Consider the following 25,249-nt stretch of genomic DNA (forward strand, 5'->3'; position numbering starts at 1 on the left):
TAATCAGGGGCCCGGCCGTAGCGTATCTACCGGGTTGTGCGGAGAACGGCGATGAGCATCGAATTCCTTAGTCCCGAAGTGGACGATCTGGCCCCCCGCATCGCGGTGATCGGCGTCGGCGGCGCAGGCGGCAACGCGATCGCCAACATGATGCGGGCCGACGTCCAGGGCGTCGACTTCCTCGTGGCGAACACCGACGCGCAGGCGTTGAAGCAGTCGACCGCGCCGCAGCGGATCCAGCTAGGCACCAAGATCACGCAAGGGCTCGGTGCGGGCTCGCGTCCCGAGATCGGCCGTGCGGCCGCCGAGGAGACGATCGACCAGCTCGCCAAGATGCTCGAAGGCGCGCACATGTGCTTCATCACCGCCGGCATGGGCGGCGGCACGGGCACGGGCGCGGCACCGGTCATCGCCAAGGCGGCGCGCGACATGGGCATCCTGACCGTCGGCGTCGTGACCAAGCCGTTCGCGTTCGAGGGCAACCGTCGCGCCAAGTCGGCCGAGGGCGGCATCGACGAGCTGCAAAAGTATGTCGACACGCTGATCGTCATCCCGAACCAGAATCTGTTCCTCATCGCCAACGCGAACACGACCTTCAAGGAAGCGTTCACGATGGCGGACGAGGTCCTTCAGCAGGGCGTCCGCAGCATCACCGACCTGATGGTGATGCCGGGCCTCATCAACCTCGATTTCGCCGACGTCCGCTCGGTGATGCAGGAGATGGGCAAGGCGATGATGGGCACCGGCGAGGCAAGCGGCGACAACCGCGCGCTCGAGGCCGCGCAAAAGGCGATCTCGAACCCGTTGCTCGAAGGCGTCAGCATGCGCGGCGCCAAGGGCGTCATCATCTCGATCACCGGCGGTGACGACATGCGCCTGCTCGAGGTCGACGAAGCCGCCAATCACATCCGTGATCTGGTCGATCCCGATGCCAACATCATCTGGGGTTCGGCGTTCAACCAGGAGCTGGAAGGCAAGATCCGCGTCTCGGTCGTCGCGACCGGGATCGACGCCGATGCGCGCCCGCCCGAGGTCGCGCCCGAGCCGACGCGCTCGTTCAGCTTCGGATCGCGCAAGACCGACGAGAATACGTCGTTCCGTCCGAGCGAGCCGTCCGCACCGGCCGCTGGCCAGGCGGGCGAAGAGCCGCTCGACCTGACCGCGTCGTCGGAAGTCGAGACGGCGTCGACGTCGGATGACGAACTCGTGCTCGGTGCCGAGACGATGGTGCCGCAGGCCGCTCCGGCGCCTGCCCCGGTCGCCCCCGCGCCACAGCCGGCGCCCGCGCCGCGCACCTATGCCGACGAGCCCTATGGTCGCGGCCCGATCGCGCGTCCGGCCTCCGCGTCGACGGTGCCGCCCGCACGCGCACCCATCGTGCCCGCTGTGCCCGTGCCGACGCCGGCCGCGGACGAGGGTGGCGCGCGTCGCCGCTGGCTCGCGCCGGGCGCCGAGGCTGCACCCGAGGCGGTTCCGGCCGCACCGCGCGTCAAGCTCGGTGGTACGCTGTTCGAGCGTATGTCGAATGCGGCGCGTGGCGCGGCGAAGGAAGAGGGCGATGCGGCTCCGCAGGACCCGCTCGACATCCCGCGCTTCCTGCATCGGCAGAACAACCAGTAAGTCTGGGCGCCGTTCTCCCGGTCTGGCGGGAGAACGGCGGGGCCAGATGGATTGGTGGCGGTCTCGTTCTCCAACATCACCTCCCGGGCGAAGGCGGGCGAGGCGGCGTTTCAGCGTCAACGCTTCTCCAAGATCTCATATGTCGAATCCGCAGATCGTAACCCGCGCCCGTTGCTTGCTCCTCGGCGCTTCACTCGTCGCCGCCCCCGCCCGGTTCGCCGCGCCCATGCGTCGCGGACATTGCCGGTTCCGTCGGGCTGGCGTCTAGACAGATGATCCTCATGACCCGCTCGTCCCATCATCTCTTGACTGCTGCGCTGGCGCTCGTGCTGGCAGCTTTGCCGTGCGCGGCGTCCGGGCAGGCGATGATCCAGGCGATTCCGGGGACAACCGATGCGGACCGGCTGGGCGACGAGATGCGCAAGCTGGCCAGCAACCCGCGCAACATCGACGCGCTGATCCGGGCGGGCGACCTGTCGATGGGGCTGGGCGACCTGAGTGGTGCTGCCGCGCTGTTCGCGCGCGCCGAGAAAGTGAACCCACGCGATGGCCGTGCGAAGGCGGGAATGGCGTCGATCCTGGTGCGGTCAGAACGGCCGGGCGAGGCGTTGCGCTATTACGCGCAGGCCGAGAGCTTCGGGCTCGATCCGCGCACGTTCGCGGCGGATCGCGGGCTGGCCTATGACCTGATCGGGCAGCAGGACCGGGCGCAGCGCGACTACCGTGTCGCGTTGCGCGATGCTCCCGACGACGAGACGACGCGGCGCTACGCTTTGTCGCTCGGGATTTCGGGCAAGCAGGAGCTTGCGTTGCAACAGCTTGCGCCCTTGTTGCTGAAGAGCGATCGGGGTGCGTGGCGCTCGCGCGCGTTCATCATGGCGATGAACGGCGATGTCGCGGGCGCAGAGAAAATTGCGACGACGATGATGCCCGCCGGTACCGCGCAGGGGCTGCAACCCTTTTTCCAGCGGTTGCCGACGCTGCCGGCGAGCGACCGGGCGTTCGCGGTGCATTTCGGCGAGGTCCATGCGACGCCCGCGCGGCTCGCGGATGCGCGGATGGCGCCGCCGATGGGGATGCTCGCGGCGGATCCGACCGCGCCGGTGATGATGGCCGCGGTGACGCCGCAGCCCGTGACCACGGCGACTTCGGGCAAGAAGGGCAAGCGCGATCGGCGCGGCAAGCCCGAGCGTGTCCAGATGGCGGCGGTCACGCGATCGGCGTCGACTCCGGTGCCGATAACGGCGACGATCGCGCCCCCGCCCAGCCCGGTGCGGAGCGCGCCGACGGTTCCGGCGACCATCTACGCGGCCCCGGTCCAGCTTGCGGCGGCGCCGATGCAGATGGCGCAGACGCTGCCGCCGCGGGCGGTGCCTTCGCCACAGCCGAGCTATGTCGCGAACAGTGCGGTTCAGGCTGTGCGCACGAGCCCAGCCGCTGAAGCCAATTCCGTGGTTGCCGCCACCGTGCGGCCGAGCGTGTCGCCCACGGTTCCGGTGACCACGACGGCGCGTGTCGTGCCGGCACCAGCGGTGGGGACGCTGCCGCAGACCGTAGCCACGCAAATGGCGGCGATCCCGATTGTACAGGGGCGGACCGATCCGACTCGCTCGGCCAATGCGCTTGCGGCTTCGGCTTCGGTACCGACGCAGCAGGTGCCTGTTCAGCAGGTTCCGGGCCAACACTTCGCGCCGGTTCAGACCGCGAGCGCCGGTACGCCGATGCCGGGCTTCTCCAGTACGCCGACGCCAGGTTTCTCCAGTACGTCCACGCCGTCACCCGTCGTGCCGGCCCGCGTCATCCCGACACCCGTTGCCCCGACGACCGTCGCCTCGGTCGCGACGCCGCGGACTCATGCGGTTGCGGCGAGCGAGGATTCGATCCTCGCGCGGATCGTCGCAGGGCTGTCGATCCCGGCGTCGGAGCTCGACGTCGCGCCGATGCGTCCTGCGCCTGTCGTGACGCCGGGCGTCCTGCCTGCCGCTTCCCCTGTGTCTGATGAGGCCGAGCGCGTGGTGGCCGAGGCGAACGCCAAGTCCGAGCGTGATGCCGCCGCCAAGGCGATTGCGGCAAAGACGCTGGCGGCGGACAAGCTGGCGGCCGACAAGAAGGCGGCCGCGGACAAGAAGGTCGCGGCGCGCAAGGCGATCGCCGACAAGAAGGCGCTCGCCGAGAAGAAGGCGGCGGCTGCCGAGAAGCTCGCGGCGGACAAGGCGGCGGCCGAGGAAAAGCGCATCGCGCGCGCCAATCCGGAGCGCGTCTGGGTGCAGGTGTCGACCGGCGCGACCGAGGGCGACCTGCCCAAGGCGTGGAAGAAGGCCAAGGCCAAGGCGCCGACGGTGTTCGGCAGCCGCGGTGGCTGGACGGCGCCGTGGAAGGCGACCAACCGCGTGCTCGCCGGGCCGTTCAAGACCGATGCGGAGGCGCGCACCTTCGTCAACCAGCTCGCCAAGGAAGGCGTCCCGACGTTCACCTTCACCAGCGATGCGGGCGAGATCATCACGAAGTTGCCGGCGAAGTGAGCTACCGTGCGCCCTGGGCTTCGGACCCGGCGCGCAGCAAAGGACGGCTTCAGGAAGAACAGAACGGGTCCGTCCGAGGCCCGCGCGATGCGTTCCAGCGCGACCGCGACCGGATCATCCACTCGATCAGCTTCCGTCGCCTGCGCCACAAGACGCAGGTCTTCATGGCGCCCGATGGCGATCATTTCCGCGTGCGCCTGACGCACAGCCTGGAGGTGGCGCAGATCGGCCGGACGATCGCGCGGACGCTGGCGCTGAACGAGGACCTGACCGAGGCGCTGTGCCTGGCGCACGATATCGGCCATCCGCCGTTCGGCCATGCGGGCGAGGATGCGCTGAAGGCGGCGCTGATGCCGTCGGTCGAGGACGGCGGGCAGGGCGGGTTCGATCACAACGGCCATACTTTGCGCACGTTGATGACGATCGAGCGGCCCTATCCGCTGTGGAACGGGCTGAACCTGACCTGGGAAACGCTCGAGGGGTTGGCCAAGCATAACGGCCCGGTGCGGCATCCCGGCTGGGCGCTGGCGGCGGCGGACGCGGAATTTCCACTAGCGCTGACCAGTTTCTCGTCGCTGGAGGCGCAGGTCGCGGCGATCGCCGACGATATCGCTTACGACAATCACGACATCGACGATGGCCTGCGCGCGGGGTTGCTGACGCTCGACCAGATGCTGGCGGTGCCGTTGGTCGCGCGCGGCTGGGACGATGTGCGGCGGCGCTTCCCCGATGTCGCGCCGAAGCGGCTGGTGGGCGAGCTCGTCCGCACGCAGATCGGGACGATGGTCAACGACCTGATCGCGGAGACTCGCCGGCGGATCGCGGCGAGCGGGGTGACGAGCGTCGACGACGTCCGCGCGGCGGGTCAGTGCCTGGTCGGTTTCTCGCCCGAGATGCGCGATGCGGAGCGCGACCTGAAGCGGTTCATGTACGCCAACCTCTATCATCATCCGCGCCAGCTGGCGGCGGCGGATGCGGCGCATGGGATCGTGTCGGGGTTGTTCGCGGTCTATCGCGATGATCCGGCGACGATTCCCGAGGAGTGGCGCGAGCGGCTGCCCGCGGCGGAGCCCGACCGCAGCCGGCATATCGCGGACTTCATCGCGGGGATGACGGACCGGTATGCGGTGTCGCGGTATCGTGAGCTGGTCGGGCCGATCGATCTGCCCGAGGGGTTTTGAGGGGGGCGTGGTGTGATCCGGAAAGGCTGATGCTTGCGTCGGTTTTGCCTCCCCCCATTCTCCGTCATCCTGACGAAAGTCAGGACCCAGGGTACCAAGCGTTGCGCCTCACGGCTCTGGGTCCTGACTTTCGTCGGGATGACGAAGTTGAGAGGCGACCGCGTAACGCAAGGCGGCGGCCGGACCGAGGTCCGACCGCCGTCTTGGCCGTCAGTGCGACAGCGTCAGGTCAGCGCGTGACCGACGCGATGCCGCCCGCAGCGCCGGTGGCTTCGGCGGTCTTGAACGCGACCGGGACACCGCCCGACATGCCCGAGACGCGATCGCCGCGCACGATCAGGTGGAACTTCTGGCCCGACGGATAGCTGCGGCCGTCGATGACCTGACGGCCACCGTCCTGCGTCGTCGTGTAGACATAGGTGCTGCCCTCGTGGACGAAGCTCTGCTTGTCGTCGGCGGCCATGCCGATCGTCGACGTGAGTGCGGCGGCGGCGGCGGCGATAATCTTCAAGGTAGTGCGCATGATCGTTTCTCCCGCGTTGTGCGTCGAGCCGGATCAGGTCTTCTCCCAACTCTCGAGTAAGAGAAATATTGCACTGCAACATGAGTCGCAATTGCAAAGCCTTCGATTGCAGTTGCGCGCGGTGCAACGACGGTCCGGCCTGCCGATGCGGTGAACCGCAGCGCCGACATAGTTGCGCGACAAATCGGGCGCAGATCGGTCTGGAAGGAGAGGGTTGGTGTCCACTTCCAGTATTGCGTTCAATAGGTTCGGTCTTGGTGCGAGGCCGGGGGACGGGGTCTCGGGCGATCCCGAGGGATGGGTGCTCGCGCAGTGCGACCGGTTCGAGGCGCGGCCCGCCGCGATCGCGGGCGCGCCCTCGACCGCGAGCGTGTCGGCGGGGCTGGCGACCTATTTCGCGGAGCAGAAGGCGATCCGGACGCAGTTCGGTCCGCGTGCGGCCAAACCTGTGGCTGGCGCCATTCCCGACCCGATGGCCGCGCCGGTGCCGGCGATGTCGGCCGCGATGGCCCCGCCCGACATGGCCGCTGCCGAACCGGGCGAAGCGGCGCGTCAGGCGGCGCGGCAACGCGCGGGCAAGCTCAGTCGCGACGATTATGGGGCCGCGTCGCTGCGCGGACGATCGCCGCGCTGACGAGCGATGCGCCGTTCGTCGAGCGGCTGGTGCATTTCTGGGCGAACCATTTCGCGGTCTCGACCGACAAGCTCGAAGTCACCGGGCTCGCAGGGCCGATGGAGTTCGAGGCGATTCGCCCGCATGTGCTGGGCAAATTCGCCGACATGCTGAACGCGGTCGAGCGGCATCCGGCGATGCTGCTCTATCTCGACCAGGCGGTATCGGTCGGCCCCGACAGCGCGTTCGCCGCGCGCCGGGCGAAGCGCCGATCGGGCCTGAACGAGAATCTCGCGCGCGAGATCATGGAGTTGCACACGCTCGGCGTCCGCAGCGGCTATACGCAGGCCGACGTCACCGAATTCGCGCGGGCGATGACCGGGTGGACGGTGGCGGGGATCGGTCGGGGACCGGGAGCGCGCGTGCAGGACGATTCGCGGGCCGGCGCGTTTGTGTTCCTGGCCGACGTGCACCAGCCGGGCGACCGGATCGTGATGGGCAAACGCTATCCCGCGGGCGGCGAGGCGCAGGCGCAGGCGGTGCTCGCCGATCTTGCGGTCCATCCCGCGACCGCGACGCATATCGCGACCAAGCTGGCGCGGCACTTTGCGGGCGACACGCCGCCGCCGGCGATGGTGGCGCGGATCGCGGCGGCGTTCCGGGCATCGGGGGGCGACCTGCCCACCGTCTACCGCGCGGTGGTGGCATCGCCCGAAGCGTGGGTGACGCCGCCGGTGAAGTTCAAATCGCCCTGGGAATGGTATGTCTCGACGCAGCGCGCGCTGGGGACGACGACGGTCCAGCCGGGCGTGACGGTGGGGATGATGAACCAGCTCGGCCAGCCGATCTGGAAACCGGGGCAGCCGGTCGGCTATGACGATATCGCCGCCGCCTGGGCGGGGCCCGATGCGATCCTGCGCCGGGTCGAGGCGGCGGAACGGTTCGCGGCGCGCGCAGGGCCGGTCGATGCGCGCGCGCTGGCCCCGGCGCTGTACCCAGGCGCGCTGAGTGCCGCCACCGCGCAAGGCCTCGCGCGCGCGGAAAGCCCGGCGCAGGCGCTCGCCCTGCTGCTGGTAGCCCCCGAATCGTTGCGGAGATGATCATGCTCGACCGTCGTTCCTTTCTCTCGACCGGTACGCTCGGCGTGCTGGGCTCCGCCTTCGCGCCGCGCATCGCGTTTGCGCGCGCCGCCACCAACAAGCGGTTCGTGTTCGTCATCCAGCGCGGCGCCGCCGACGGGCTGGGCATGATCGGTGCGGTCGGCGATCCTGCGTTTGCCGGCGTGCGCGGCGATCTTGCCGCGGACCTCGCCGCGGGCACCAAGCTTGACGGCATGTTCGCGCTGCACCCGGCGATGGTGGCGAGCGCGGGGCTGTACACACAGGGCCAGGCGCTGTTCGCGCATGCGATCGCGTCGCCCTATCGCGATCGGTCGCATTTCGACGGGCAGAACGTGCTCGAGACGGGCGGCGCGAGCGCGTATCAGGTGCGCGACGGGTGGCTGAACCGGCTGCTCGGCGTGCTGCCCGCGGACCAGGCGCGCGCGATCGCGGTGGCGGCGACGGTGCCGATGGCGCTGCGCGGCCGGCGCGAGGTGGCGTCCTATGCGCCGTCCAACCTGCCCGATGCGTCCGATGACCTGCTGCAACGCGTGACGATGCTGTACGAGGGCGACCAGCAACTCCACGGCCTGTGGAGCGAGGCGATGGCGACGCGGCAGCTGACCAGCGATCTCGCGCAGGACGGCGGGCGCAACGCCGCTGCGACCGGCGCACTCGCCGCGCGGTTGCTGAAGCCCGATACGGGCGCGCGGATCGCGATGATCGAGACCGGCGGGTGGGATACGCATACCGGCCAGCGTGGTCGGCTGACGGCGCAGTTGAAGGGCCTCGATGCGATGATCGCGGGGCTGCAGGCGGGGCTGGGGCCGTTATGGGCGGACACGATGGTGCTGGTCGCGACCGAGTTCGGGCGGACCGTCGCGGTCAACGGGACGGGCGGCACCGATCACGGCACGGGCACCGCGGCGATGCTGTTCGGTGGCGGGGTGAAGGGCGGGCGAGTCGTGTCCGACTGGCCCGGCCTCGCGCCCGCCGCGCTGTACGAGGCGCGCGACCTGAAGCCGACGATGCAGCTCGATGCGTTCATTGGCGGCGCGGTGTCGGCGCATTTCGGGGTTGAGCCGGCGCGGGCGATGGCGGCGTTGTTCCCGGCAAGCGCAAGGACGGCGGCGATCGAGGGGCTGGTGCGGGTCTGAGCGCAGGCGCGCGGACGGGATTAAAATTGAGCGGCACCCGGCTTTGGTCTAGAGCGCGCGTTTCCTTGACGTACCGGGACTGCCATGACGCTCTATACCCGTTTCGCCGCGCATATCGATGCGGCGCTCGACACGCTGACCGCGGCCGGAACGCTGCCGGACGGGCTCGATCGTAAGAACGTGACGGTCGAGCCGCCGCGCGACACGAGCCACGGCGATCTCGCGACCAACGCCGCGATGGTGCTCGCCAAGCCCGCCAAGACCAATCCGCGCGTGCTGGCCGATGCGCTGGTGGCCGAGCTGTCGAAGCTCGAGGACGTCGCCTCGGCAAGCGTTGCAGGGCCCGGCTTCATCAACATGAAGCTGACCGACGACGCGTGGCGCGCCGAGCTGGCGGCGATCCCGGCGGCGGGGGCGGATTACGGCCGGTCGACGCAGGGCGCGGGGATCACGGTCAATATCGAATATGTCTCGGCCAACCCCACGGGGCCGATGCACATGGGGCATTGCCGCGGCGCGGTCGTCGGCGATGCGCTGGCCAGCCTGCTCGAATTCGCCGGGCACCGCGTGATCCGCGAATATTATGTCAATGATGCGGGCGGCCAGGTCGACGTGCTCGCACGCTCGGTTCACCTGCGCTACCGCGAGGCGCTGGGCGAGACCGTCGAGATCCCCGAGGGGCTGTACCCCGGCGACTATCTCGTCCCCGTCGGCCAGTCGCTCGCCACCGAATATGGCGATCGCTATGTCGGTGCGCCCGAGAGCGAATGGCTCGCGATCTTCCGTACGCAGGCGGTCGCCGCGATGATGGTGATGATCCGCGCCGATCTCGCGCTGCTCGGGATCGAGCATGAGGTCTTCTCGTCCGAAGCCGAGCTGCAGGCGGCGAAGAAGCCCGAGGCGGCCGAGGCGGAGCTGCGGTCGCGCGACCTGGTGTATGACGGCGTGCTCGAGGCGCCCAAGGGTGAGACGCCCGACGACTGGGAGCCGGTCGAGCTGCCGCTGTTCCGCTCGACCCAGTTCGGCGACGACCAGGATCGGCCGATCAAGAAGTCGAACGGGTCGTGGACCTATTTCGGCGCCGATCTCGCTTATCATTTCCAGAAGAGCCAGAGCGCCGATCAGCTGATCGACATCTGGGGCGCGGACCATGGTGGCACGGTCAAGCGGATCGTCGCGGCGGTCGCGGCGCTAACCGGCGGCAAGACTCGGTTCGACGTGAAGCTCGTCCAGATGGTCCGCCTGCTGCGCAACGGCGAGCCGGTGAAGATGTCGAAGCGGTCGGGCAATTTCGTCACGCTGGCCGATGTCGTGCGCGAAGTGGGCAAGGACGTCGTGCGCTTCACGATGCTGACGCGGCGCTCCGACGCGCAGATGGATTTCGACTTCGCCAAGGTGGTCGAGGCGTCGAAGGACAACCCAGTTTTCTACGTCCAGTATGCGCATGCGCGGATCGCATCGCTGCATCGGCGCGCGGAAGAGGCGGGAATTACACCTATTTCTGCCGATTTGTCCCGGCTTGATACGGACGAACTGGCGTTGGTGCAGCTTGCGGCACAGTTTCCGCGGCTCGTCGAGATCGCCTCGACGGCGCGCGAACCGCATAGAATCGCGTTTTATCTCTATGACTTGGCAGCGGCGTTTCATGCCTTGTGGAACGTCGGCAACGACCGTCCCGATCGCCGTTTCCTGGTGATCGAGGATCCGCAGGCGACCGCGGCACGGCTTTTCTTGGCGTCCGCTATAGGGCAGATTATTCATAACGGCCTCGCCATTATGGGTGTCGAAGCGGTTTCGGAGATGAAGTGATGGCCGAAGACATGGATCTGCGCGAGGAAGACCGGCTCCCCTGGCTCGAAACCGTCGAACCCGATGATGAGGATACGGTCGGCATCGGCCGCGTCATCGCGCTCGTCGTGCTGGGCCTCGCGGTGCTCGCGGCGATCATCTTCGGCATCTACAAGCTGCAGCAGCGCGCGCCCACGGGTGACGGCCAGCTGATCGCGGCGCAGGAGGGCGATTATAAGGTCAAGCCCGAGGACGCCGGCGGCATGAAGGTCAAGGGCGAGGGCGAGTCGGCGATCGCGACGAGCGCGGGCAAGTCGGGCAACGGCGCGATCGACCTGCGCGGCGTGCCGGAAGCACCGGTAGCGGGCAAGCGCGCGGTTGCACCCAAGGCCGAAGACGCGGCGGGTCGCAACGCGGTCGCGCAGGTGCCGGCGTCGGGCGGGCGACTGGTCGCCGCCGCGCCGATGACTGCGGCGAAGGCGAACGGTGCGGGCGCGGGGACGGGTGGATCGCTGGTCCAGCTGGGCGCGTATCCGAGCGAGGCTGTCGCCAACGCCGCGTGGACGAACTTCTCGAAGCGGTTCGCCTATGTCGGTGCGCTCGGCAAGTCGGTCCAGCCGGTCGCGACGGGTGGTCGCACGCTGTATCGCCTGCGGGTCAATGCGGGCAGCGCGAACCAGGCGGCGGACATCTGCGGTCGTCTGCGTGTTGCTGGCGAGACCTGCTTCGTCGCGAGCTGACGCGGCGGTATCGTCGGGGATTGCCGCTTTGGGTTCGGGCGCCGACGATCGTTCGTCGGCGTCGCCTTTGGCGGGTGCGGGTCGGTTGTTTGAGGATGGTGCGAGGTTTGGACGGTAAGAGGCCGATCGGCTGCCCCTGTGTCAGTCGATAGCGCTTCGAATAGGCCTAGGACGCCGTCAGCGACTCTGGCGTGCGGGTGTACTGGATCGGTCCGCTCCATGAGCGTCAACCGTCATAGCCTAGTTTACAGGCGCCACACCAACTGGCGCAGAGCCATCGGCAGGTCGCTCACGACTGCCGGTCACTCTACAACGAATTCATCGGGACCGCGTCAGGTTCGACCCTAAATCTCGGATGGCAACAGCCGACGCCGTTCCGTTGCGCAGGCACGGGAGACGGTCTGGATAGCAGCGCGGCGCATCCAGTCCTCGAAACCGGCCGGGTCGCGTCTGCGCCCGGGCCCGGCCTCAGATCGAGCGGCGATGCTTTCCGCCGTATTTGCGGCCGATATAGTCGCCGATCTGCGCAACTTCGGTGGCGGCAGCGCGCGCACCGGTAACCTGGCATGGCAGTGGATCGCTGTCGTGGTTGTTCGCACGGCGCTTCACGGTTTCGCACAGCTCTTCAATGTCGGCGCGCGTCAGGACGTTCTTCTCGCGCAACAGGCATATCAGGCTTTGCAGGATCACGAGGTTCTTGTCCTCGGGATCGGTTTGGAGTTCCGGGTATGTGGCCATCTGAGGTCTCCTCTCACCAATGCAGAGAGGATATGCCGAATGTGCGAACAAGCAAGCTGTAAGAATTACCTAGAGAAGTTGCGCTGCCACCATGCCTCGAACGAGTCCTGCTGATCCCGGCTGAGCGCGAGCCCGATCTTGCTGCGGCGCAGCAATGCATCTTCGGGTATCCTCGCCCATTCGCGATCGTGCATCCAGCGCGCCTCGAGCTCGGTCAGGCCGGCACCGAGGTCGACGCCGAGGCCCGCTTCGTCGGTGACGCCCGCGAGCATCTCGTCGAGCAACGCGCCATAGGCGTGCGCCATCCGTTCGCTGCGCGCGTCGCCGAGGAACGGCCACCGCTTGCGGACCTGCGCGAGGTAGGTTGCGAAGGGCGGGATGCTGCCCCCCGGAAAGGCGCGGTCGCGTGTCGTCTGGCGCGCGGTGATGCCGAGCGTGGGGGCGATCTTTTCGAGGACTTCCTCGGCGAGGTGGCGCGCGGTGGTGATCTTGCCGCCGAACACCGACAGCAGGGGCGCGGCGCCGGTGTCGCCGAGCGTATCGAGTTCGAGGACATAGTCGCGCGTGACCGCCTTGGCTTCGCTGGCGCCGTCGTCATAGAGCGGGCGGACGCCGGACCAGGTCGAGGTGACGTCGGCGGGGGTGATCTGGCGGGTGAAATGCTGGTTCGCGGCGTCGCAGAGATACGCGATTTCGCCGTCGTCGATCACCGCATCCTCGGGACGATCGACCGGGACATCGGTCGTGCCGATCTCGGTCTGGCCCTGATAGGGGATCGCGAAGACGATGCGGCGGTCGGCGAGCTGGAGGATATAGGCGTGATCGCCCTCGTACAGCTTGGGCACGACGATGTGGCTGCCCTTGACCAGCCGGACCCCCGCGCTGGCGTTGATCCCGAGGCGCCCGAGCAGTTCCGCGACCCAGGGGCCGGCGGCGTTGACCAGCGCGCGCGCGGTGATGTCGCGTCCGTCGGACAGCGTCGCGCGCCACACCGCGCCATCGCGGCGTGCGGTGACGAGTTCGGTGCGGACGGCGATCTCCGCGCCTGCGTTATGCGCGTCCATCGCATTGAGAACGGTGAGCCGGGAATCGTCGACGAACGCGTCGGAATAGATGAAGCCGCGTGCGCCGTTCTTAAGCGGCGCGGTATAGGCGGTGTCGGCCTTGCGGAGGCCGCGCGAGCGCTTGAGCGTCATGCGACCGCCGAGAAAGTCGTAGAGGTACAGCCCGAGCCGGACCATCCACCAGGGGCGGACCGCATTTTCGTGTGGCAGGACGAAGCGCATCGGCCGGATGATGTGCGGCGCGGCCTTTACGAGCCGCTCGCGCTCGCGCAGCGCCTCGGCGACCAGCTTGAAGTCGTAATATTCGAGGTAGCGCAGGCCCCCATGGATTAGCTTGGTCGAGGCTGACGAGGTCGCGCCGGCAAGGTCGCCCTTTTCGACGAGCAGGACCGAGAGGCCGTTCAGCGTGGCTTCGCGGGCGATCGCTGCGCCGTTGATGCCGCCGCCGACGATGAGAATGTCATAACTTTGCGTCATGTCCCGCTACTTAGCCGTTTGGTAAAGCCGAGCCTACCGACTATCTCTTGGGCATGTACAAACCAAAAGCCGGTCTTCCGACGCGCGAGCAGATCCTCGACTTCATCGCCACCTCCGACGTGCCCGCGGGCAAACGCGAGATCGCCAAGGGCTTCGGGCTCAGCGCGCAGGACAAGATCGGGCTGAAGGCGCTGTTGAAAGACATGGCCGACGAGGGGCTGATCGACAGCGCCCCTGGTCGCGCGTTCCACAAGATGGGCGGCGTGCCCAAGGTCACCGTGCTGCGGATCGCCGATGTCGACGATGGCGGCAACGTCTGGGCGGTGCCCGAGCGCTGGGAGGCGGAAGGCGTACCGCCGCCGCGGCTGCGCGTGCGCGAACGCAAGCGTGGCGCGCTGGGTGTCGGCGAGCGAATTCTCGCGCGCACCGAGGTGGCCGGGAATGGCTGGATTGCGCATCCGATGAAGGTGCTCGCGCCCGCCTCCGAACAGGTATTGGGCGTGCTGCGTGAAGACGGGGGACGGCTCTGGCTGACCGGCGTCGACAAGCGCGAGCGGCGCGAGTTCGCGGTGGCGGATGCGGGCGGTGCCGCGCCGGGCGATCTGGTGCTGGCGGAACTCGCGGGCAAGCCGCCCAAGATCGCCGCGCGCGTCGTCTCGAAACTCGGCGATCCGTTTGCGGCGCGCAGCTTCTCGCTGATCGCGATCCACAAGCTGGGCATTCCCGACGTCTTCTCGCAGGAAGCGCTCGACGAGGCGGAGCGGGTGTCGAAACTGCCGCTGGGGGAGGGGCGCGAGGACTTGCGCGACGTGCCGATCGTCGCGATCGATCCCGAGGATGCGCGCGATCATGACGATGCGGTGTGGGCGGAGGCGGATGACGATCCCGCCAATGCGGGCGGCTGGAAGGCGATCGTCGCGATCGCCGATGTCAGCTTCTACGTGCGGCCGAAATCGGAGGTCGATCGCGAGGCGCGGCGTCGCGGGAACTCGGTGTATTTCCCCGACCGGGTCGTGTCGATGCTGCCCGAGATCCTGTCGGCAGAGGTCTGTTCGCTGAAGGAAGGCGCGGATCGCGCGGCGCTCGCCTGCCATTTGCGGATCGGCAAGGATGGATCGCTCAAGTCGTGGCGTTTCACGCGCGCGGTGGTGCGGATCGCGGCGAACCTGGCGTATGAAGAGGCGCAGGCGGCGATCGACGGTACGCTCGACCTCGATCTGACCGAGTCCGTGCTGCGTCCCCTCTGGGCGTGCTGGCAGTCGCTCGCGAAGGCGCGCAATGCGCGGGCGCCGCTCGATCTCGATTTGCCCGAGCGCCGGGTGGTGCTCGACGAGCAGGGGCGGATCATGTCGGTGTCGCCGCGCGAACGGCTCGATGCGCACCGGCTGATCGAGGACTATATGATCGCCGCCAACGTCGCCGCCGCCAAGGCGCTCGAGGCGAAGAAGGCGGCGGTGATGTACCGCATCCACGAGCCGCCGAGCCGCGAAAAGATGATGGCGCTGAAGGAGTATCTCGAAACGTTCGACGTGCCGTTCGCGCTTGGGCAGGTCGTCCGCCCGGCGACGTTCAACCACATCATCGAGCGGATCGGCGATGCCGATTTTCGCCCGCAGGTGATGGAGCAGATCCTTCGCACGCAGACGCAGGCCTATTATGCGCCGGGCAACCATGGGCATTTCGGGCTGAGTCTGGGCAGCTACGCGCACTTCACCTCGCCGATCCGGCGTTATGCGGATCTGCTCGTGCATCGCTCACTGGTGTCCGCCTACGGGCTGGGCGAGGGCGGATTGCCGGCGGACGATACGGCCAACATGGAGTCGGTCGGCGAGATCATCAGCCGGCTCGAGCGCCGCGCGATGGAGGCCGAGCGCGACACCACCGACCGCTATGTCGCGGCGTTCCTGTCGGAGCGAGTCGGGCAGGTGATGGATGTGCGCATCACCGGCGTCACCAATTTCGGCTTCTTCGCGACGGTCGAGGGGATTGGCGGCGACGGGCTGATGCCGGTGCGCGATCTGGGCGGCGAGTATTTCCGCTTCGACGAGGGCGCGCGCACGCTGACCGGCGAGCATAGCGGCGACGTCTTCGCGCAAGGGCAGACGCTGGAGTTGCGGCTCGCGGAGGCGAACCCGGTATCGGGGGCGCTGCGGTTCGAGATGCCCGAGGGGAAGGGGGCTGCTCCTCCGATGCGTGGCGGGCGCAAGCCGGTGCGCGAGATCAAGCATCGCGGGCGGCCGATGAACATCCGTCACAAGGGCAAGCGCCGTTAGGATTTGGACAAGCCCCCCGCGCTATGCGACCGTGGCGCAGGGGAGACTGGCATGCGGGGTTTCATTCTAGGCCGGTCGCGGCGGCGGATCATCAGCGATTTCGTCGCGGCGAAGGCGACGGCGGCGGATCGTGCGATCGCCTATGACGCGCAGGATCTGCGGACGTTTCGGCGGCTGTGCTCGTTCGGTGCGATCGTCGACGACGGGGCAGGGCGCTATCATCTCGATGCCCGCAAGCTCGGCGCGTTTCGAGGGGCGGTGCGCAGGCGGGCGGCGGTGATCGCGGCCGCATCTGGCGTCGTGGCGAGTGCTGCGGCCGCGGCAACGGTGTTCGCGCTGGCGGAGTGATCGGGTTTTCTGGTCGGGCCCGGCCGCCGGTATCCTTTGCGCGGATCAGCCGACCGTGAAGGTGAGCCCTGCCTTCGCCACGAGACGATCGCGCAGCTTCGTGCCCATGAGTGCGCCCGGCGTCCAGATGCCGCCATCGCCCTGCACATCCTGGACGAGGCACAAGGCCGCCTCCGCGATCATCTTGCTGGTCGAGCCATAGCCCGGATCGCGGTCGCCGGTGACGACCGAGTCGATCCGTGCGCCATCGGGCATGATGCCGACGAACAGCAGGTCGTAATGGCCTGCGTCACGCTCTTCCTTGGACGGGCCTTCGCCGGGCTTGGGACCCTTGTCGCCCGAGAAGGGGTTGAACTTGGCGATCGCTTCGGCGGCCACCTTGCCGAGATCGCCGAGCCCGGCGACCATCATCTCGTCATAGACGAAGTCCGCGCCATAGGCCTCGCCGAGCAGGAAGTTGGTGCGGTGGACGTTCTTGGTGTTGATCGGTGCCATCACGAACGGCGCGACCCAGGCCGAGAGCGTCGTGTCATATTCGGGGAGCAGCCCGGTCGGCTGGTGCGGCCCCTGAAAGCCTGGGGTGAGCGCGAACGGGCTGGTCAGCAGCTTGACGATGCCGGGATCGCGCGCGGCGGCGGCGAGTGTCGCCTTGAGGCTGGCCGCGGTGCCGCCCGAGAACGTCCCCTGCATTTTTCGTACGCGACCTTTCACGCGGGGCGCGGGGCTGCCGTATTTGGCCTTTGCCGCATCCTGCAGCGTCAGTACGCCGAGATCGAAGGGGATGCTGTCGAACCCGCAGGAGAAGACGATGCGCGCACCGGTACGCGTCGCCTCGCCCTCATGCGCGTCGATCATGTGGCGCATCCAGGCGGGCTCGCCGCACAGATCAACATAAGCGGTGCCGGTCGCGGCGCACGCGGCGACGAGTGCGCTGCCGTAGAGCTGGTATGGGCCGACGGTCGAGATGACGACGGTGGCGCGCTCGGCCATCGCGCGCAGGCTGGCGGGATCGTCCGACTCGGCGGTGACCAGCGGCGTGTCCGCGGGCGCACCGATCAGGTCGCGTACCTCGTGAAGCTTCGCCAGCGACCGGCCCGCCATCGCCCAGCGGACGCCGCTCGGATAGGTCTGTGTCAGATATTCGGCGACCAGCCGACCGGTGAAGCCCGTCGCGCCGTAGATGACGATGTCGAAGTCGCGCATATCCGCCTCCTGTTTGCCCCCGGTTTGCGCTTCCGCTCATGGCATCGCAAGCGAAACGCAGCGACTCGCCAAGCCTGCTTCGATCTGCGAGCATCGCCAAATGGCCTCCGATCGCAAAACCGTCGCGTTCATCGTCGAGCAGCTCGCGGCGGCGGGCGACGTCTCCGCAAAGCCGATGTTCGGCGAATATGGCGTCTATTGCGACGGCAGGATGGTGGCGCTGGTCTGCGACGACCAGCTGTTCGTCAAGCCGACCCCCGGCGGCCGCGCATTCGCAGGCACGATCGACGAGGCGCCACCCTATCCGGGCGCGAAACCCTGCCTGCTCGTCGACGCCGATCGCTGGGACGATGCCGATTGGCTTGCCGAACTCGTCCGGATCTCGACCGCGGAACTGCCGCTGCCGAAACCCAAAAAGGCTAAGCCGCCTCGTTGAACTGCAGGCTCGCCAGCCGCGCGTAGAGCCCGCTGTTGGTCATCAGCGAGCCGTGCGAGCCCTCCTCGACGATCTGCCCGTCGCTCATCACGATGATCCGCTCCGCCGCGCGCACCGTGGCGAGGCGGTGGGCGATGACGAGCGTGGTGCGGTTCGCCATCAGCCGCTCGAGCGCCTCCTGCACCAGCCGCTCGCTTTCGGCGTCGAGCGCGCTGGTCGCCTCGTCGAGCAGCAGGATCGGCGCATCGCGGAGCAGCGCGCGCGCGATCGTCACGCGCTGGCGCTGGCCGCCCGACAGCCGCGCGCCGCCCTCGCCGAGGAACGTGTCGAGGCCCTCGGGCAGCTTGCGCAGGAACTCGGCGGCGTTGGCGGCTTCGGCGGCGGCCCAGAGCTGGTCGTCGGTCGCGGTCCAGTCGCCGTAGCGCAGGTTGTCGCGCGCGGAGGCGCCGAAGATGATCGTCTCCTGCGGGACCATCGCGATCCGTGCGCGCACCGCCGCGGGATCGGCGTCGCGCAGGTCGACACCGTCGAGCGTCACGCGGCCCGCATCGGGATCGTAGAAGCGCTGGACGAGCTGGAACAACGTCGTCTTGCCCGCGCCCGAGGGGCCGACGACCGCGACCGTCTCGCCCGGCTTGATGTCGAGCGAGAAGCCGTTGAGCGCGGCGACGTCGCGGCGGGTCGGGTAATGGAACTGGACGTTTTCGAACGCGAGTGCGCCGCGCGGCGGTTGCGGAAGTGTGACCGGGGTGGCGGGGGCGGCGATCTCGGGCGTCTCGCGCAGCAGCTCGGACAGCCGCCCGGCGGCGCCGGCGCCGCGTAGCAGGTCGCCGTAAACTTCGGTCAGCGCGCCGAACGCACCTGCGACGATGCCGCCGGTCAGCACGAACGCGGCGATCGCGCCGCCGCTGATCCGCCCGGCGGCGACGTCGACCGCGCCCTCCCACAGGACCAGCGTGATCGATCCGAAGACCAGCCCGATGACGATCGCTGTCATCACCGCGCGCAGCAGGATGCGTGCGCGTGCTGCGGCGAAGGTCGCGCCGACCGCATCGGCGAAGCGGATCGCCTCGCGGTCCTCCTGGCCGAACGCCTGCACGACCTTCATCGCGCCGAGCGTCTCGGTCGCGATCGAGCCGACATCTGCGACCCGGTCCTGCGAGGTGCGCGAATAGTTGCGGACGCGTTTGCCGAGCAGCGCGATCGGCAGGATGATCAGCGGGATGCCGATCATCAGCATGCCGGCGAGCTTTGGCGAGATCGCGAACAGATAGATCAGCCCGCCGATCCCGGTGAAGGTGTTGCGCAGCGCGATCGACACGGTGCTGCCGACGACCTGTTCGATCAGCGCGGTATCCGAGGTGAGTCGCGAGGCGATCTCGGACGGGCGATTCTCCTCGAAGAAGCGCGGCGTCAGGCGGAGCAGGTGGCGCTGCACATTGGTGCGGATGTCCGCGACGACGCGCTCGCCGAGCCACGAGACGTAATAGAAGCGCACCGCGGTCGCCAGCGCGAGCACGACCACGATCATCAGCAGATAGTGGAACGACGTGCCGACCGACCCGCTGGCGCCGGGGCCGAAGCCGCGATCGATCACGCGCTTAAAGCCGTAGGGGATGCCGATCGTCGCCGCCGACGTCGTCATCAGCGCGAGGCCGGCAAACGCGATCTGGCGCGGATAGTTGGCAGCATGACGCCACACCATCGCGAGATCGCCGATCCGGCGGGACGTCTTCTCTTCGGGGTTCGGCTTGGCCATGCGGCACCGCGTAGCAGCCGTGGGGGTGTCGCTCAACGACAACCGCCATGCGCGGCGTCTGCGAAGATAGGGTAGGCCTGACGCGATAGGTAGAGTCACGCGTTGCGCTGCGGCGCTTTTGCGTTACGACCGTTATAGCCTATATAAAGGCGAAGGATACCGCATGCTCTACGATGCTTACGAATTCCAACGGTCGATGATGTCAGGTGCCAGCAAACTGGCCAGTTTCGGCGCGGAAATGCTCAACAATCCGGCAAACCCATTCTCCTATTTAGGGGGCGGGGCGGTGATCGGATCGGCGCTGGAGGTGTTCGCACACGCGAATGCGACTCGCGGAAAGCCGGCGTTCGGGCTCGACCGGACGGTGATCGACGGGCGTGAGGGTGCGGTGCGCGAGGAGATCGTGCTGCGGAAGGATTTCGGGCAGCTGAAGCGGTTCGTGCGTGAGGGTGTCGAGGGCGGCCCCAAGCTGCTGATCGTCGCGCCGATGTCGGGTCATTATGCCACGCTGCTGCGCGGGACGGTCGAGCGGATGCTCCCGTTCGCGGACGTCTACATCACCGACTGGCGCGATGCGCGCAGCGTGCCGCTGTCGGCGGGCCGCTTCGATCTCGACGATTATGTCGATTACCTGATCGCGTTTCTCGAGCAGATCGGCGCGAACGAGGGGCAGGGCGGCACGCACATGCTCGCGGTCTGCCAGCCGTCGGTGCCCTGCTACGCCGCGGCGGCGCTGATGAGCGCGGACAAGAATCCGTGCCGGCCCAAGACGTTGACGATGATGGGCGGTCCCGTCGACACGCGCGAGGCGCCAACCGCGGTCAACACGCTGGCGACCGAGCGGCCGCATGCCTGGTTCGAGCAGAACGTGATCGCGACGGTACCGGGCAATTATCCGGGTGCCGGGCGCAAGGTGTATCCCGGGTTCCTGCAGCTTGCCGGGTTCATGTCGATGAATCTGGGTAACCACATGGTCTCGCATTGGGAGATGTATAAGCATCTCGTCCAGGGCGACGATGCGAGCGCGTCGCAGAGCCAGGATTTCTACGAGGAATATCGCTCGGTCTGCGACATGACCGCGGAATTCTATCTCCAGACGATCGATGTGGTGTTCCAGACGCACGCCTTGCCGCGCGGCATCCTGACGCATCGTGGCCGGCTGGTGGATCCGGCGGCGATCACCGACATCGGGCTGCTGGCCATCGAGGGCGAGCGCGACGATATTTCAGGGCTGGGCCAGACCAAGGCTGCGCTGACGCTGGCGACGGCGTTGCCGGATGCGAAGAAGCGGTATCTGATCGCGGAAGGCGCCGGCCATTACGGGATCTTCAACGGATCGCGCTGGCGCGACAAGATCGCGCCGGTCGTCGAGGAGTTCATCACCGCGAACGGGTGATGATGATGGGCAGCCCCGATCGCGGGGCTGCCCACCGGCAGGTCAGGCGACCGAGTCGACGACCGCGTGGCTGCTCGACTCGTCCGGACGGATCGTGCCGCCGAACAGCATCTTGAGGCGACCACCGATCGAGATGTCCGTCTCCCACAGTTCGGCGCTGTCGATGTCGAAGCGGAGCAGCGTGAGGTTCGGGTCTTCCTTGCCGCCCGGAAACCATGCCTCGACCTGATTGTTCCAGAGCTTGTCGATCTGCGTGCGGTCGTTCGACGTCGACACGTCGCCCGACATGCAGGCAAAGAAATCATGCCCCTTGCCGACGAACTGCGCCATCGCCGCGCCACCCTTGGCGATGCGGTTGTCGCGACCGGCAAAGAAGAACAGCGTATTGGGCTGATCGTCGTCGATCTGCGCGGTCATCGGCTCGGAATGCTGGCCATCCTCGAGGCCGATCATCACGAACGGGCTCGACTTCAGCTTGTCGATGAACTTCGCTGCGATTTCCTGCGGGGTATCCTTGTCGGCCATCATCATTCTCCTATGGGCTTGGATTGCCTGGGAGAACGGGTGGGGCGGGCGTTGGTTGCGCTGCGCGGTCCAATGCGATGCGGCTTGGCGAAAGCGCAGAAGGCGCGCCATGATGGGCGCGGCAGTAGTCCTGCTGCCAAACAAGAAAGGTAAGGTGTATGCAACTTGCCGATCTGTGCCTGATCCTCGGCATGCTCTTCGCCTTCGCGACCCTGGTCGTGAAGATCATCGAAGTGTCGCGCAAAGGCTAGGTGCACGGGAGGGGCTTGGGCTGACACCCAAGTCCCAAACGTATTGGGCCCCGGCCGCTGACACAACCGAGGCCCAGATAAGAAAGGCGGTGTATGCAACGCCGCTTCACTACATGCGCGAATGCGGCATGGTTTTCAAGATCACAGAACCTCGAACAACCCGGCGGCGCCCATGCCGCCGCCGACGCACATCGTCACCACGACATACTTCGCACCGCGGCGCTTGCCTTCGATCAGCGCGTGGCCGGTCGCGCGGGCGCCGGTCATGCCGTAGGGGTGGCCGATCGAGATCGCGCCGCCGCTGACGTTGAGCCGCTCGTCGGGGATGCCAAGCTTATCGCGGCAGTAGAGCACCTGCACCGCGAACGCCTCGTTCAGCTCCCACAGGCCGATATCGTCCATCTTGAGGCCAAAGCGCTTGAGGAGCTTCGGGATCGCGACGACCGGGCCGATCCCCATCTCGTCGGGCTCGGTGCCGCCGACCGCGATGCCGACATAGCGACCGAGCGGCTGGAGACCGCGCTGCGAGGCGATCTTCTCCTCCATCAGCACCGACGACGAGGAGCCGTCGGACAGCTGCGACGCATTTCCCGCGGTGATCGTGAAATCGGGGCCCATCACGGGTTTCAGGGACTGGAGCCCATCGAGCGTGGTGTCGGCGCGATTGCCCTCGTCCTTGGCGATCGTCACGTCCTTGTAGGTGACCTCCTTGGTCTCCTTGTTGACGATCGCCATGTTGGCGTCGACCGCGACGATCTCCGCGTCGAAATAGCCCGCGGCCTGCGCGGCGGCGGTGCGCTGCTGCGACTGGAGCGCATAGGCGTCCATCGCGTCGCGGCTGATTCCATAGCGCTTGGCGACCACCTCTGCGGTCTGCAGCATCGGCATGTAGACGTCCTTGTGCATCGCGACCAGTCGCGGATCGGGCGCGACGCGCATCTGCGGGGTCTGGACGAGGCTGATGCTCTCGACGCCGCCGCCGATCGTGATGTCCATATTGTCGGTGATGATCTGCTTGGCGGCGGTGGCGATCGCCATCAGGCCCGACGCGCACTGACGGTCGACCGACATGCCCGACACGGTGACGGGCAGCCCCGCGCGGAGCAGCGACGTGCGCGCGATGTTGCCGGCCTGGTGGCCCTGCTGGAGCGCGCAGCCGAAGACGACGTCGTCGATCTCAGCGCCATCGACGCCGGCGCGTTCGACCGCGGCACGGATCGAATGTGCGGCGAGCGTAGGGGCGGGGGTGTTGTTGAAGCCGCCGCGATAGGCGCGGCCGATGGCGGTGCGGGCGGTGGAGACGATGACGGCTGAACGCATGGGTATATCCTTTTCTGCTCCCTTCCCGCCTGCGGGAGGGGTTGGGGGAGGGGGTGGCCAAAGCAGCCGAACCGAACGCGGCTATCTCGGACCCTCCCCTGACCCCTCCCGCAAGCGGGAGGGGAAATGGTAAATCAAACAAAGACCTGGCTGATCCATTCGGCGATCAGCGCGGGCTTTTCCTGGCCCTCGATCTCGACCTTAAAGGCGTTGGTCTGCTGCCACTGGCCGGGGCGCTTTTCGTCGAACGAGAGCAGCTTGAACTTGCCGCGCACCTTCGAGCCCGACCGGACCGGCGAGAGGAAGCGCACCGAATTGCCGCCGTAATTGACGCCCATCTTGGCGCCCTCGATCGTCGGCGCGTCGGGCACCTTCGACGAGAGCAGTGGCATCAGCGACAGCGTCAGGAAGCCGTGTGCGATCGTGCCGCCGAACGGGGTCTGCGCCGCGCGGGCGGGGTCGATATGGATGAACTGGTGGTCGCCGGTCGCGTCGGCGAATTTGTCGATCATGGCTTGCGTGACCTCGACCCAGTCGGACACCGTTTCGGTGCCGATGCGGGCCTGCATCTCTGCGGTGGTGATCGTTGCCACGGGGGTCCTCTCTGGTTGGCGCGGTGCGCTGACGCGTCTCTAGGCGCGACGGCGTTGGTATCGCAAGTCTTGCGTTGACCGGAAAGAGGAAAATGCTGGGTTTGTCTAGGTGGGGCGGCGAACCCGATGTTCTAAAGGGTGGTTTTCCAAGGAGGGTGGGGGCTGCGTACGTAGGGCGGTTCTCCCTTCCTTGTTCTCCCGCGAAGGCGAGAGCCCAGTCTGGGTCCCCGCCTTCGCGGGGAAACATTTGGGGGTTGGTTCGAGCGGTTAAGGTACCACCCCGGCGGCGGCCGGGTCTAGTTCGGAGACATTGCTAACTGAGGTTCCGCTACGTTACCGCGACCTTTCCAACTGGGCCCCGGCCTTCGCCGGGGTGGGGCGGTGATTTTAGGTGACGCGTGTATCAAGTAGCGGCAGCGGCCGCTGGCTGGGTAGCGGGACTCAGGCCGTCACGCCTTCCGACTTCGGCCGGGCCGTCTCTGGATACGGCATGACCACCGAACCATCGGGTGCGGCCATCATGTTGACCTGAGTCGGGAAGGCGATCTCAATCTTTTCGTCGTTGAAGCGCTTGAGGATGGCGATGCCGACGGCGGTGCGGCCGTCGTAGAAGCTGGCGTAATCGGGGCCCTTGCTGTCAAACTGGACCTCGAAGTCGAGGCTCGATGCGCCGAAGCCAGTAAAGCCTGCGCGGGTGAAGATCTTGTCATTGGCCTCGACGATCTCCTTCAGCATCGCGGGGATGCGCGAGCAGACCTCGGGCGGGGTCGAATAGGTGACGCCGATGATGAATTTCGCGCGGCGGTGGTTGCGCTGCGTGTTGTTGAGGATTTCCTTGTTGAGGAGGTTCTTGTTCGAGATCACGCGCTCCTCGCCGTCGATGCCGCGGATGCGCGTCGATTTCAGGCCGATCGCCTCGACGCTGCCCGACGCGGTGTCGTAGCTGATCGAATCGCCGCGGCGGAACGGGCGGTCGAAGATGATCGCGAGCGCGGCGAAGAGGTCGGCGAAAATGCCCTGCGCGGCCAGGCCGATCGCGATGCCGCCGACGCCGAGCCCGGCGACGAGGCCGGTGACGTTGACGCCGAGATTGTCGAGCACGACGACCAGCGCGACCGCGAACACGACGAACGTGACCAGCAGGCGGATCAGGCCCATCGCCGACAGCAGCGCCTCACCCGAATAATGTTCGGACTGCGTGCGGTGCTCGATCGCGCCGAGGATGATCTCGCGCACCCAGACCGCCGCTTGGAACACCGCGGCGACGGTGAAGAGGAAGTTGATCGTCGTCGCGACCTCGCCGGGGGCGGCGGAATAGCCCGACACGAGCTTGGCCGCGAGCATGACGATGAAGAAATTGCCGGTGCGCGCGATCGCCTTGCCGACGACCATGCCCCAGCCGTTCAGCGCACGCGGGCGCTGGCACAGCTTGCTGCCGAACCGGCGCGCGGCATGCAGCGCGACGACGATCGCCGCGCCGATCCCGACCGCGATCAGGATCTGGAGCCAATAGGCCTGGACCCAGGCGATGCTGGCGGTGACGAAGCCCTGCGCCTGGTTGCCGACGTCGCCTGCGTCGAAGATCGGTTGTTTGGCGGCGGTGGTTGCATTGGACATGGGAA

At 67.5% G+C, this 25,249-nt stretch carries 21 protein-coding genes; 12 read left to right on the forward strand and 9 right to left on the reverse strand.

Translation table 11 applies throughout. The annotated features are described in order from the left end of the window. The first annotated feature begins 51 nt into the window (after window positions 1–51). From ftsZ to C8J26_RS07280, 3 genes are all read left to right on the forward strand, one after another. Window positions 52–1,620 carry a cell division protein FtsZ gene (gene ftsZ / locus C8J26_RS07270; RefSeq protein ID WP_107957329.1) on the forward strand — a complete coding sequence of 523 codons (1,569 nt, stop codon included), beginning with the start codon at window positions 52–54 and terminating at the stop codon, window positions 1,618–1,620. 281 nt (window positions 1,621–1,901) lie between these two features. Then, the gene (locus C8J26_RS07275; RefSeq protein ID WP_107957602.1) at window positions 1,902–4,142 is read left to right on the forward strand and encodes an SPOR domain-containing protein; all 2,241 of its coding nucleotides are present in this window, start codon (window positions 1,902–1,904) and stop codon (window positions 4,140–4,142) included. Next, window positions 4,139–5,323, forward strand: coding sequence for a deoxyguanosinetriphosphate triphosphohydrolase (locus C8J26_RS07280; RefSeq protein ID WP_107957330.1), 1,185 nt, complete (start codon window positions 4,139–4,141; stop codon window positions 5,321–5,323). The genes C8J26_RS07275 and C8J26_RS07280 overlap by 4 nt, the downstream gene beginning before the upstream one ends. 229 nt (window positions 5,324–5,552) lie before the next feature. Here the strand turns inward: C8J26_RS07280 and C8J26_RS07285 are convergent, their stop codons facing one another. Next, entirely contained in the window at window positions 5,553–5,846 is a 294-nt protein-coding gene (locus C8J26_RS07285; RefSeq protein WP_107957331.1) for a hypothetical protein, read from the reverse strand. Window positions 5,847–6,063: 217 nt separating this feature from the next. Here C8J26_RS07285 and C8J26_RS21125 point away from each other — a divergent pair, with 217 nt between their 5' ends. From C8J26_RS21125 to C8J26_RS07305, 5 genes are all read left to right on the forward strand, one after another. Then, window positions 6,064–6,480, forward strand: coding sequence for a hypothetical protein (locus C8J26_RS21125; RefSeq protein WP_341871500.1), 417 nt, complete (start codon window positions 6,064–6,066; stop codon window positions 6,478–6,480). Continuing rightward, on the forward strand, window positions 6,468–7,559 hold the full coding sequence (locus C8J26_RS07290; protein WP_341871499.1) for a DUF1800 domain-containing protein: 1,092 nt from the start codon (window positions 6,468–6,470) through the stop codon (window positions 7,557–7,559). The genes C8J26_RS21125 and C8J26_RS07290 overlap by 13 nt, the downstream gene beginning before the upstream one ends. A gap of 2 nt (window positions 7,560–7,561) precedes the next feature. Next, window positions 7,562–8,716: a DUF1501 domain-containing protein gene (locus C8J26_RS07295; protein ID WP_107957332.1), complete on the forward strand. Its 1,155-nt coding sequence runs from the start codon at window positions 7,562–7,564 to the stop codon at window positions 8,714–8,716. Window positions 8,717–8,800: 84 nt separating this feature from the next. Continuing rightward, complete coding sequence (argS, locus tag C8J26_RS07300) at window positions 8,801–10,525, forward strand: arginine--tRNA ligase (RefSeq protein ID WP_107957333.1); 1,725 nt, start codon at window positions 8,801–8,803, stop codon at window positions 10,523–10,525. After that, a complete protein-coding gene (locus tag C8J26_RS07305; RefSeq protein ID WP_107957334.1) occupies window positions 10,525–11,244 on the forward strand; it encodes an SPOR domain-containing protein in 720 nt (239 codons plus the stop codon). The genes argS and C8J26_RS07305 overlap by 1 nt, the downstream gene beginning before the upstream one ends. Before the next feature lie 468 nt (window positions 11,245–11,712). Here the strand turns inward: C8J26_RS07305 and C8J26_RS07310 are convergent, their stop codons facing one another. Further along, window positions 11,713–11,982: a hypothetical protein gene (locus C8J26_RS07310; protein ID WP_107957335.1), complete on the reverse strand. Its 270-nt coding sequence runs from the start codon at window positions 11,980–11,982 to the stop codon at window positions 11,713–11,715. Between the two features lie 65 nt (window positions 11,983–12,047). Next, window positions 12,048–13,523, reverse strand: a complete 1,476-nt coding sequence (gene glpD, locus C8J26_RS07315) for a glycerol-3-phosphate dehydrogenase (protein ID WP_107957336.1) — start codon at window positions 13,521–13,523, stop codon at window positions 12,048–12,050. A gap of 53 nt (window positions 13,524–13,576) precedes the next feature. On the opposite strand from glpD, the gene C8J26_RS07320 reads away from it, so the two are divergent. Further along, window positions 13,577–15,796, forward strand: a complete 2,220-nt coding sequence (locus C8J26_RS07320; protein ID WP_107957337.1) for a ribonuclease R family protein — start codon at window positions 13,577–13,579, stop codon at window positions 15,794–15,796. A gap of 51 nt (window positions 15,797–15,847) precedes the next feature. Beyond that, window positions 15,848–16,144: a hypothetical protein gene (locus tag C8J26_RS07325; RefSeq protein ID WP_107957338.1), complete on the forward strand. Its 297-nt coding sequence runs from the start codon at window positions 15,848–15,850 to the stop codon at window positions 16,142–16,144. Between the two features lie 45 nt (window positions 16,145–16,189). Here the strand turns inward: C8J26_RS07325 and C8J26_RS07330 are convergent, their stop codons facing one another. After that, entirely contained in the window at window positions 16,190–17,347 is a 1,158-nt protein-coding gene (locus tag C8J26_RS07330) for a saccharopine dehydrogenase family protein (RefSeq protein WP_107957339.1), read from the reverse strand. A gap of 100 nt (window positions 17,348–17,447) precedes the next feature. Between C8J26_RS07330 and C8J26_RS07335 the strand changes: the two genes are divergently transcribed. Beyond that, entirely contained in the window at window positions 17,448–17,783 is a 336-nt protein-coding gene (locus tag C8J26_RS07335) for a TfoX/Sxy family protein (protein ID WP_107957340.1), read from the forward strand. On the opposite strand, the gene C8J26_RS07340 is transcribed toward C8J26_RS07335, so the two are convergent. Then, complete coding sequence (locus C8J26_RS07340; protein ID WP_107957341.1) at window positions 17,767–19,542, reverse strand: ABC transporter transmembrane domain-containing protein; 1,776 nt, start codon at window positions 19,540–19,542, stop codon at window positions 17,767–17,769. The genes C8J26_RS07335 and C8J26_RS07340 overlap by 17 nt on opposite strands. A gap of 163 nt (window positions 19,543–19,705) precedes the next feature. Between C8J26_RS07340 and C8J26_RS07345 the strand changes: the two genes are divergently transcribed. Continuing rightward, window positions 19,706–20,938 carry a polyhydroxyalkanoate depolymerase gene (locus tag C8J26_RS07345; protein ID WP_107957342.1) on the forward strand — a complete coding sequence of 411 codons (1,233 nt, stop codon included), beginning with the start codon at window positions 19,706–19,708 and terminating at the stop codon, window positions 20,936–20,938. A 42-nt stretch (window positions 20,939–20,980) separates the two neighbouring features. On the opposite strand, the gene C8J26_RS07350 is transcribed toward C8J26_RS07345, so the two are convergent. From C8J26_RS07350 to C8J26_RS07365, 4 genes are all read right to left on the reverse strand, one after another. Further along, entirely contained in the window at window positions 20,981–21,463 is a 483-nt protein-coding gene (locus tag C8J26_RS07350) for a pyridoxamine 5'-phosphate oxidase family protein (RefSeq protein ID WP_055878883.1), read from the reverse strand. Between the two features lie 392 nt (window positions 21,464–21,855). Continuing rightward, window positions 21,856–23,034 (reverse strand): acetyl-CoA C-acyltransferase, encoded by a 1,179-nt coding sequence (locus C8J26_RS07355; protein ID WP_107957343.1) that lies wholly within the window; start codon window positions 23,032–23,034, stop codon window positions 21,856–21,858. Window positions 23,035–23,168: 134 nt separating this feature from the next. Continuing rightward, window positions 23,169–23,603 carry a MaoC family dehydratase gene (locus C8J26_RS07360; RefSeq protein WP_167398806.1) on the reverse strand — a complete coding sequence of 145 codons (435 nt, stop codon included), beginning with the start codon at window positions 23,601–23,603 and terminating at the stop codon, window positions 23,169–23,171. Window positions 23,604–24,068: 465 nt separating this feature from the next. Next, window positions 24,069–25,244, reverse strand: a complete 1,176-nt coding sequence (locus tag C8J26_RS07365; protein WP_107957345.1) for a mechanosensitive ion channel family protein — start codon at window positions 25,242–25,244, stop codon at window positions 24,069–24,071. Window positions 25,245–25,249 lie beyond the last annotated feature (5 nt).

This window comes from Sphingomonas aurantiaca, assembly GCF_003050705.1.
In the GTDB taxonomy this organism is placed as follows: Bacteria; Pseudomonadota; Alphaproteobacteria; order Sphingomonadales; family Sphingomonadaceae; genus Sphingomonas; species Sphingomonas aurantiaca.